3 protein-coding genes and 1 pseudogene are annotated in these 2,360 nt (G+C 63.6%); 2 read left to right on the top strand and 2 right to left on the bottom strand.

The window, feature by feature from the left end:
* Together C8265_RS19210 and C8265_RS19620 are read left to right on the top strand one after the other, a co-directional pair.
* A pseudogene (locus tag C8265_RS19210) lies at positions 1–126 on the top strand (DDE-type integrase/transposase/recombinase); the annotation flags it as partial.
* Complete coding sequence (locus C8265_RS19620; protein WP_164512404.1) at positions 125–778, top strand: hypothetical protein; 654 nt, start codon at positions 125–127, stop codon at positions 776–778. The pseudogene C8265_RS19210 and the gene C8265_RS19620, both read left to right, overlap by 2 nt.
* Positions 779–896: 118 nt before the next feature.
* On the opposite strand, the gene C8265_RS19200 is transcribed toward C8265_RS19620, so the two are convergent.
* Positions 897–1,274 (bottom strand): head decoration protein, encoded by a 378-nt coding sequence (locus C8265_RS19200; protein WP_108485601.1) that lies wholly within the window; start codon positions 1,272–1,274, stop codon positions 897–899.
* Between the two features lie 4 nt (positions 1,275–1,278).
* Complete coding sequence (locus C8265_RS19195) at positions 1,279–2,310, bottom strand: head maturation protease, ClpP-related (protein WP_108485600.1); 1,032 nt, start codon at positions 2,308–2,310, stop codon at positions 1,279–1,281.
* Between the last annotated feature and the right edge of the window lie 50 nt (positions 2,311–2,360).

The following is a 2,360-nucleotide window of genomic DNA, read 5'->3' as shown; positions in this document are numbered from 1 at the left end:
GACCTGGCGATCCGCGCGTTGAACATGGCGATAGCATTCCGCCCACCGCCCAAAGATTGCATCCATCATACCGACCGTGGCAGCCAATATTGCTCTCACGATTATCAGAAAATCCTGCGCCAGCATGATCGATCGTTTCGAAGGCGATCGATTCCGGCTGGTCCCGGTCACACTCATAAAGCAGGTAGGGGTTTCCCACGATGGCCGCATCGCTCAGCTCTGCGCCGGACAGATTGATGCCGGCATTGCTGCGAGAAGATTCATCCCACCAGCGCATTACCTGCGGCATCGTGATATCGAAACGGGCGAGCAGCTTGCCATAGGCCAGCCGATCACTGCCGCGCTTGCTGGCAAGATAGTCCCAAGTATCAGCAAAGCCCTCGACCTGGCTTTTCAGATCACCTGGCAAATTGTTCCTGTCGCCGACAAGCGTCGCAAGCACTGGCCACGGATCACCATTTTCGCCGGCCTCCTCCCAGCAATGATAGGCAAGCTGATAGCCGTGTTCGACGCCCATCGCACACAGCACTGCCCCCATGCCCGGATAGGGGCCGCGCATGGCCCAGAGCTCGCCGAGTTGCTGGTCAATCCATTTTTGCTGCTGGCTCCAGTCGCCCCCGAAATGCTCTTCATAGTTTGCTACTGCCGCCTTGATGCTAAGCAGAGCAGCGATCGCAGTACCCGGCGAGACGTGCTCGCTCGCGAACAGGAATTCCTCGCGATAGGCATCGGGGATGCGCGAGCGCACGCCGCGCGGCGAGAACAGGCTGGCGCCTGACAGGATCGCGGGCTTGAAAGGGATGTTTTCCAGCGCGCGGGTGAGTTCGATGATGGTGAAGGCATCGCCTTCGAAGATATCCATGGTGGCCATGGGAATGCCTCCTTTGAGAGTTCGATCAGCGGACGAGGATGCCGACCGCCAGCAGCGCGGCATGGGCGGCGGTGATCTCGCCCGCGCTGGGGGTGCCTGCGAAGACGAGGTCATGGCGATTGACGATGGCGGGGCCGCGAACCAGCGCAACGGCAGGCACATCGCCACCTGTGGCGTCCGCCTTGCCCCAGAGCACCGCGACGGCGGTTTCTGTGCCATCGACGGCGGCGGGATCATGGGCGGCGTATTTGCCGGACGCGGTAATTTTGCCCAGCACGGTGCCGGGATCAAGCGTGGCAAACGCTGTTCCTGTGGCAACGGTAATGGTTTCGCGGGTGTAGTCCCGGAACGCTTCCCAGACGAGGAAGCCTCCGGGATGGGTGGTCTCGGTGATAGTCGTCACTGGGTTATCCTTTCAGCTTGAAGGTGCGGGCAACAATCTCGCCCCAGGGGCGCGCCGTTGTGCTGCGGCCCGGTTGCGCGTGATGCCCGGCAATCTCGGGTTCGGCCTCGGCTTTGGCGGCGAGCAGAGCGATGCGGACCTCATCCAGGCTGGTGTCCTGTTCGAGGAACCGCCCGGCCATCTGCGGCTGGCCCGCAAGGCGACAAAGATCGACGATGGCTCGGGCATGGGCGATCCCCGAAGCCCGGGTTGCTTCTAGATCGGGCGGCGCATCTGGCGCCGTGGGGTCGGGCATGTCGGTGGCTTCAACATGCCCGTCGAGCGCAGCCGACGCATCGCCGTGGCTCTCCTCCATGGCATCTCCAGTCGGTCCGCCATCTTCTTCCGCGACGTTGCCCGGCTCGGTCTCCGGACATGTTTCGTCATCCTCGCCTGCGACTTCCACTGCTTCGATCAGGTCGGGCGGCGCGTTGCGGAACCGAGCGATGTCAAAGCGTGCAGCCATCCGGACCGGCTCCGCCAGCCGGTCCGCAAAGCCCGCCGCCACGGCCTCGGCCGCGTCAAACCATGTCTCAGCCGCCATCAGCGCGGCGACGTCGTCGTCGGGTTTGCCGGATTTGGCGGCATATCCCCGGACCAGACTGCCCGCGATCTTGTCCAGCGCCTCGGCCATGGCGCGCATGTCGCCCGCTGTGCCCATCGCCAGCCCTGACGGGTCGTGGATCATCAGGAAGGCGTTTTCGGGCATGACGATCTCGTCGCCCGCCATTGCGATATAGGACGCGGCTGAGGCAGCAATGCCATCAATCCAGACCGTGACCGGGCCCGCGTGCCGCTTCAGCGCATTGTAGATCGCCACCGCATCGAACACTGATCCGCCGGGACTGTTGAGCCGCAGATCGACCGGCGTTCCCTCGGGCAGCGCGCCGAGCTCGGCAAGGAACCCTTTTGCCGAGACGCCATAGGCACCGATCTCGTCATAGATCGCCACTTCCGCGCCCGTTCCCCGGGCGCGGATCGCATACCAGCTTGTCATATTGTCACTCCTGTTCGGTGGCGGGATCGGTGGAGGCGGATCCGTCGCCC

It is taken from the genome of Oceaniglobus ichthyenteri (assembly GCF_003057885.1).
In the GTDB taxonomy this organism is placed as follows: domain Bacteria; phylum Pseudomonadota; class Alphaproteobacteria; order Rhodobacterales; family Rhodobacteraceae; genus Oceaniglobus; species Oceaniglobus ichthyenteri.
The sequence above is the reverse complement of the archived record's forward strand: the minus strand, read 5'-3'. Positions and strand labels throughout refer to the sequence as shown.